This is a genomic window from Streptomyces griseomycini, assembly GCF_014203535.1.
GTDB classification, from domain to species: Bacteria; Actinomycetota; Actinomycetes; order Streptomycetales; family Streptomycetaceae; genus Streptomyces; species Streptomyces griseomycini.
In genome coordinates this window covers 194,518-201,340 of record NZ_JACHJI010000013.1, presented here as the reverse complement: position 1 = coordinate 201,340, position 6,823 = coordinate 194,518, and the positions used below count along the sequence as shown (strand labels likewise).

At 73.6% G+C, this 6,823-nt stretch carries 4 protein-coding genes; all 4 read left to right on the top strand.

The window, feature by feature from the left end:
* On the top strand, positions 1-3,119 hold a 3,119-nt coding region (locus FHS37_RS30205; protein WP_184827020.1), incomplete at its 5' end, for a non-ribosomal peptide synthetase.
* Positions 3,120-3,162: 43 nt separating this feature from the next.
* Positions 3,163-4,269 carry a 3,5-dihydroxyphenylacetyl-CoA synthase DpgA gene (gene dpgA, locus FHS37_RS30200; protein WP_184827018.1) on the top strand — a complete coding sequence of 369 codons (1,107 nt, stop codon included), beginning with the start codon at positions 3,163-3,165 and terminating at the stop codon, positions 4,267-4,269.
* A 22-nt stretch (positions 4,270-4,291) separates the two neighbouring features.
* Positions 4,292-4,963 carry an enoyl-CoA-hydratase DpgB gene (gene dpgB, locus FHS37_RS30195; protein ID WP_184827016.1) on the top strand — a complete coding sequence of 224 codons (672 nt, stop codon included), beginning with the start codon at positions 4,292-4,294 and terminating at the stop codon, positions 4,961-4,963.
* On the top strand, positions 4,960-6,282 hold the full coding sequence (dpgC, locus tag FHS37_RS30190) for a (3,5-dihydroxyphenyl)acetyl-CoA 1,2-dioxygenase DpgC (protein ID WP_184827014.1): 1,323 nt from the start codon (positions 4,960-4,962) through the stop codon (positions 6,280-6,282). Before dpgB ends, dpgC begins: the two co-directional genes overlap by 4 nt.
* The last annotated feature ends 541 nt before the right edge of the window (positions 6,283-6,823 follow it).

Sequence of the window (6,823 nt, the reverse complement as noted above, 5' to 3'; positions counted from 1 at the left end):
CCTTCGCGCACCAGGATCTGCCCTTCGAGCAGGTGGTGGAGGCCCTCAACCCGGTCCGCTCGCCGGCCCGGCACCCCCTGTTCCAGGTCATGCTCACCCTGCAGAACACAGCCCGTGACGCCCTCGAGCTGCCTGGTCTGCGGGTCGAGCCGGTGGCGCCCGGGGCGACCGCCGCGAAGTTCGACCTCTCCTTCGACTTCACCGAACGGTTCACGGCCGACGGCGCCCCGGCCGGTGTCGGGGGCGGCATCACCTACGCCGCCGACCTGTTCGACCGCACCACCGCCGAGGCCGTCGCCGACCGCCTCACCCGGCTCCTCGACGCGGTCGGCCACGATCCCGGCCTGCGGGTGGCGGGCGTGGAGCTGCTCACCGAAGACGAACGCGCCCGGCTGACGTCCGACGGCGACGGCGGAACCCTCCGGGTGCCGGCGGCCGACCGGGGCGTCGCGGAGCTGTTCGAGGAGCAAGTGGCCCGGACCCCACGGGCCACCGCCGTCATCGGCGAGCACGTCACCCTGACCTACGCGCAGCTCAATGCCGAGGCCAACCGGCTCGCACACCGCCTCATCGCCCACGGGGCGGGGCCCGAGGACGTGGTGGCGGTCGTCATGGAGCGCTCGGCGGAGCTCCTCGTCACGCTGCTCGGCGTGCTCAAGGCGGGCGCCGCGTTCCTCACCGTGGAGCCCCACCTGCCCGCCGAACGGATCGCGTTCATGCTCGCCGACGCCCGCCCGGTCTGCGGGGTGACCGGTCCCCCGGCGGCCGCAGCCGTGCCGGAGACCGGGCTGCCGTGCCTCGTCCTGGACGACCTTCCGCGCGGCGCTGACCGCGACCCGCTGGACGCGGGCCTGGCCCAGGACCCGGGCGACCCCACCGACGCGGCGCGCGTGAGGCCGCTGCGCCCCGCCCACCCGGCGTACGTGATCTACACCTCCGGCTCGACCGGCCGCCCCAAGGGCGTGCTGGTCCCGCAACGCGGCATCGTCAACCGTCTGTGCTGGATGCGGGAGCGGGCCCCGCTGGACGGCGCCGACCGCGCCCTGGTGAAGACACCGGCGAGTTTCGACGCGTTCGTGCCGGAGTTCCTCGGGCCGCTGATCGACGGGGCCGCCCTCGTGGTGGCGCGGCCGGAAGCGCACCGGGACCCGGAGCACCTGGCCCGGCTGACGCGGGACCGCGCGGTGACGACGGCGACCTTCGTGCCGTCGATGCTCCAGGCCTTCCTGGAGACGCGCGAGGCCGCCGAGTGCACCGCGCTGCGCCGGGTCCTCAGCGGCGGCGAACCCCTCGCGCACCGGACGGTCACCGCGTTCACCGACACGCTCGACGCGACCCTGACCAACTGTTACGGGCCCGCCGAGACGACCGTGGACGTGGTGGTCGGGGACTGCCACGGAACGTCGCACCGGAAGCGGGGCGGTGTGCCCCTCGGGAACCCCGTGCCGCACACCCGGGTGTACCTCCTCGACCGGCGCCTCGGCCTCGTACCGCCCGGCGTGGCGGGCGAGCTGTACGTGGCGGGCGCGCAGCTCGCGCGCGGCTACGTGCGGCGGCCCGGCCTGACGGCGGAACGCTTCGTGGCGGACCCGTTCGCGGCGGCGCACGGGCTGTCCGGTGAGCGCATGTACCGCACCGGCGACCTGGCACGCCGGACACCCGACGGGCGGCTGGAGTACGTCGGGCGCGCCGACGACCAGGTGAAGGTGCGCGGCTTCCGCATCGAGCCGGGCGAGATCGAGGCGGCCCTGCTCGGCCATCCGGACGTGGCGCACGCGGCGGTCGTCGTCCGCGAGGACACCCCGGGCGACGCCCGGCTCGTGGGCTACGTCGTGCCCGCGCCCGGCGCGCGGTGCGAGGCCGCCGAGCTCAGGGACCAGGTACGGGCCACCCTCCCGGAGCACATGGTGCCCGGCGTCGTCGTCACCCTCGACCGACTGCCCCGCACGGACGGCGGGAAGCTCGACCGCCGCCGCCTGCCCGCGCCCGGCCACGCCGCCTCCCCGGCGGGCCGCGGCCCGCGCACCGCACGTGAGCAGGCGCTGTGCGGCCTCTTCGCCGAAACCCTCGGCCTGCAAAGCGTCACGATCGACGACGGCTTCTTCGACCTCGGCGGACACTCCCTGCTGGCCGCGCGGCTCGTCGGCCGCCTGCGTGCCGTCCTCGGAGCCGAGGCGGACGTGCGGACCCTCTTCGAGGCGCCCACGGTCGAAGCCCTCGCCCGGCGCCTCGCCGGCTCGCCCCCGGCACGGGACGCCCTCGACGTACTGCTGCCGCTGCGCGCACCGGAGGCCGGCACACGAGCGGCGGGCGAGGCACCGCTGTTCTGCGTGCACCCCGGTGCCGGGCTCAGCTGGTGCTACGCGGGGCTGTTGCGGCACCTCGGACCCGAGGTGCCCGTCTACGGACTGCAGGCCCGCATGCTGTCGGAGGGCGGCGGGGCCCCGGCCTCCCTCGCGGACATGGCCGACGACTATGTCCGGCGCATCCGCGACGTGCAGGAGTCGGGACCGTACCGGCTGCTCGGCTGGTCCATGGGCGGCACACTCGCGCACGCCATGGCGACCCGGCTCCAGACGGACGGCGAGGAGGTGGAGCTGCTCGCGCTGCTCGACGCCAGGCTCCCGGACGACGCACCGCGGCCGACGGAACCCGGGCCGGGGGACGGCATCCGGGCGGCACTGCGCGAGGGACTGCGCGAACTCGGCCATGCCGTCGACGCGGGGACACCCGAGGTCGCGGCGGCAACCCAGGGCATCGCCGAGGCGGCCCGCTTCCTCATCCGCAACGACCCGGAGTTCGCCGGGATGCGGGAGGACACCGCCCGGGCGATGGTCGAGCTGACACTCGCCGGGAAACGGCTCGCACGCGAGCACCGTCCCGACGTGTTCCACGGCGACGTCCTCTTCTTCGAGCCCCTGGCCGACCTCGCCCAGAACCCCGCGCTGTCACCGGCGCAGGACTTCGCCCCCTACGTGGACGGGCGGATGACGACGTACCGGACGGACTGCGCCCACAAGGAGATGACACAGCCCGAACCGCTGCGCGCCATCGCGGCGCGAATCTCGCACCACCTGGGCGGCAGCGGAACGCCTCCGGAAGACGGAGCCGCCAAGTGAAGGGAAGGACCCACAAGTTGCTGTCCGACACGGTGGGCACGCGGTGAAGGCCGCCGAAGCACCCACAGGACTGCTGGCCGGAACACGGCCCCGCATACTCGACCTGGCCACCGCCACACCACCCCTGTCCTACTCCCAGTCCGAGGTGCTCGACCTCTACGGCATCTCGGACCCCCGGATCCGGTCGCTCTTCACCAACAGTGCGATAGACCGGCGCCACCTGACCCTGCCGCCGGTCGACCCGGACACCGGCAGGCCCCGCCCGGAGAGCCAGGGCGAACTCCTCGCCAAACACCGGGAGACCGGCGTCGCCATGGGCTCGGCCGCCCTGCAGGGCTGCCTGAAGAGGCTCGGCGCGTCCGTCGACGACGTCGGCTGTCTGATGTGCGTGACCAGCACGGGACTCCTCACCCCGGGACTCTCCGCGCGGATCATCCGCGAGACGGGGCTGCCGAGGACCTGCGCGCGCGCCGACATCGTCGGCATGGGCTGCAACGCCGGGCTCAACGCGCTGACCGCCGTGGCCGGTTGGACCGCGACCCACCCCGGGCAGCTCGCCGTCATGCTCTGCGTCGAGGCGTGCTCGGCCGCGTACGTCTTCGACGACACGATGCGCAGCGCCGTGGTCAACAGCCTGTTCGGCGACGGCGCCGCCGCCCTCGCGGTGCGGGCCGACGACAGCGGCCACCCGTCGGACGAAGCCGGCGGCGGTGCGCAGATCCTGAAGTTCGCCGGACTGCTCATCACCGAGGCGCTGGAGGCGATGCGCTACGACTGGGACGAAGAACAGGGGAAGTTCAGCTTCTTCCTCGACCGCGATGTCCCGTACGTCGTCGGAGCCCACGCCGAACAGGCCGTCGACGCACTGCTCGCCGGCACCGGGGTGCGGCGCGGCGACATCGCGCACTGGGTCGTGCACTCCGGCGGGAAGAAGGTCATCGACTCCGTCATGGTGAACCTCGGCCTGACGCGACACGACCTGCGGCACACCGTGAGCGTGCTGCGCGACCACGGAAACCTCTCCAGCGGTTCCTTTCTCTTCTCCTACCGGCGGCTCCTGGACGAGGACGTGGTGCGCCCCGGCGACCTCGGCGTCCTGATGAGCATGGGGCCCGGCTCGACCATCGAGACCGCGCTGGTGCGGTGGTGACACGGATGGATGTGAACAGACGATGACGACGCTGCGCACACGGCTCGACTCCGCGCCGGGCATGGCACGACTGACCAGGACGATCACCGCGTTCCGTGAGCGGGCCGAGGACGAGCGGGCCGCGGCGGCGGTGATCGAACTCGGCCCCGGCCACACGGACTGGCCGGGCTCCGTCGACGTCCACACGGTGAACAAGTGGGAGCGGGCCCTGCGGCAGTGGGAACGCCTGGACGCCGTCACCCTCGTGACCGCCTCCGGGGCGTGCGGCGGGCCCGCGTTCGACCTGCTCATGGCCACGGACATCCGGATCGCCACGCCCGACCTGCGGATCGCCCTGCCCACCGCGGCCGGCGGATTCTGGCCCGGCATGGCCGTCCACCGGCTCACCCACCGCATCGGCGTCTCCCGCGCCCGCAGGCTCACCCTGTGCATGTCGGGCGCGGGAGTGCTGGAGTCCTACCAGGCGCTCGATCTCGGCGTCGTCGACGAGATCACCGACACGCCCGACGACCGCGTGGCCGAGGCCCTGGCGGGCAGCCCTTCCGGCGTCGGGGCCCGACTGCTGCGCGGCCTGATCCTCGACGCCTCCGGGACCTCCTTCGAGGACGCCCTCGGCACCCATCTCGCCGCATGCGACCGGGCGCTGCGCGCCGCGGCCGGGGCCGCGACCCCGGCGACGGGGGACGAACGATGACCGCCGCTCTGACCGCGGCCTGGCGGGACCCCCGCGCCCTGGCCGTGCACGCCGAGGAAGTCCTGGCCGGCCTGCCGCACAAGGCCGATCGCACCCCCGGGCAGCGGGCACGCCTGGACGCCGCGACGGACGACGCGCGGCGCGGGCGCACCGCGTTCCTGGCCGAGCACGGTCAGGCCGTGTACGACGCCCTGACCGGGAACCGCACCCGTTACCTCTGGCTGGACGAACTCCTCGACGCAGCAGCCGAGTTGCTCGACGGGCTGGTGCCCACCCGCGAGCAGATGGCGGCCGAGGCCGGGCGCGCGCAGGCCGACAAGGAGGGGCGGGAGATCGACCAGGCCGTCTTCTTCTCCGGCGTGCTGCGGCACGAACGGGCCGGCCTCCACCTGATGGAGTCGCTGCTGCGGCCCACGGACCGAGCCCTGGCACTGCTGCCGGAGTTCACCGAGCGCGGCAGCGTCGATCTCGGCCGGCTGCACGTCGAACGCGTCGGCGACGCGGCCCACCTGACGGTCACCAATCCGGACGCCCTCAACGCCGAGGACAACGACCTGATCGCCGCCATGGACGTCGGTGTCGACCTGGCGCTCCTCGACGACCGCGTCAAGGTCGGGGTGCTGCGCGGAGGCGAGATGACGCATCCGCGCCACCGGGGCCGCCGCGTCTTCAGCGCCGGCGTCAACCTCCGCCACCTCGACGCGGGCCGGATCTCGTACACGGACTTCCTGCTGCGACGCGAGCTGGGCTACCTCAGCAAGCTGCAGCGCGGCCTGCTCCCGGTCGACGCGAGCGGCGACCCCGTCACGAGCCGGAAGGCGCACTGGTCCGCGCCGACCGTGCAGAAACCGTGGATCGCCGCCGTCGACAGCTTCGCCATCGGCGGCGGCATGCAGCTCCTCTTCGCCTTCGACCGGGTGATCGCCGCGTCCGACGCCTACCTCAGCCTGCCCGCCGCACAGGAAGGCATCATCCCGGGCGTGGCCAACCTGCGCCTGCCGCGGATCGCGGGCAGCCGCCTCGCGCGCCAGGTCATCCTCTCCGGGCGGCGCATCCACGCCACCGAGCCGGAGGCACGGCTGATCTGCGACACCGTCGTCGACGCCGCCGACCCCGCCGCCCTCGACACGGCGGTCGCGGCCGCCGTCGAAGAGCTGGCGGCCCCCGCGGTGCTCGCGAACCGGCGGATGCTGGGCCTCGCCGAGGAGCCGCCGTCCGTGCTGCGCGCGTATCTGGCGGAGTTCGCACTCCACCAGGGCCTGCGCCTGTACGCGCCGGACGTCCTGGCGAAGACGACGAAGTTCAGCGGGACGTCTTGATGCCCTCCTCCCGGAGCGCTCGAGGCCGCCAGTGGCCGGCCGCGAGGGCGGGGAGGAAGCACCGTTCACCGCCACCGCGCCAACCCGGACCGGGTACGGGGAGGGAGGCCGGGATCGCCCAGGCGTACGGCCGTACTGCCTCCGGCGGCGCCGGCAGCGGAGGGGCGGTGGCAGGACACGTTCGAGGACCGGGCCGAACACGACTGCGACGGCGGAACCCGGTAACGGCCGGCTCGAGGAATCGGTCGAAAGGCTTCCGGCCGGATCCATTGACCACCGGTGCTGACAGCATCGGCTCGGGACCGGTGCTGTCCCGGCGGCAGACGTCTGCCGGCAGAAGCGACATCATCCGGCCGTGGTAGTGCACCCCGTGCTCCGGTGCCACGGCCTCGCTCAGCGCCTTGTAGGTGTCGGTCCGGCCCTCCCGGGCCCACCCCTTCAGAATCGCTACCACGGCGTCCCGGGCAGCCATGTGGTCCGCATCTCCATCAGGTGTTTTGGCCGTCCGCCCAGAGGCCGTCCGGACGGACCTGTCGTCTCA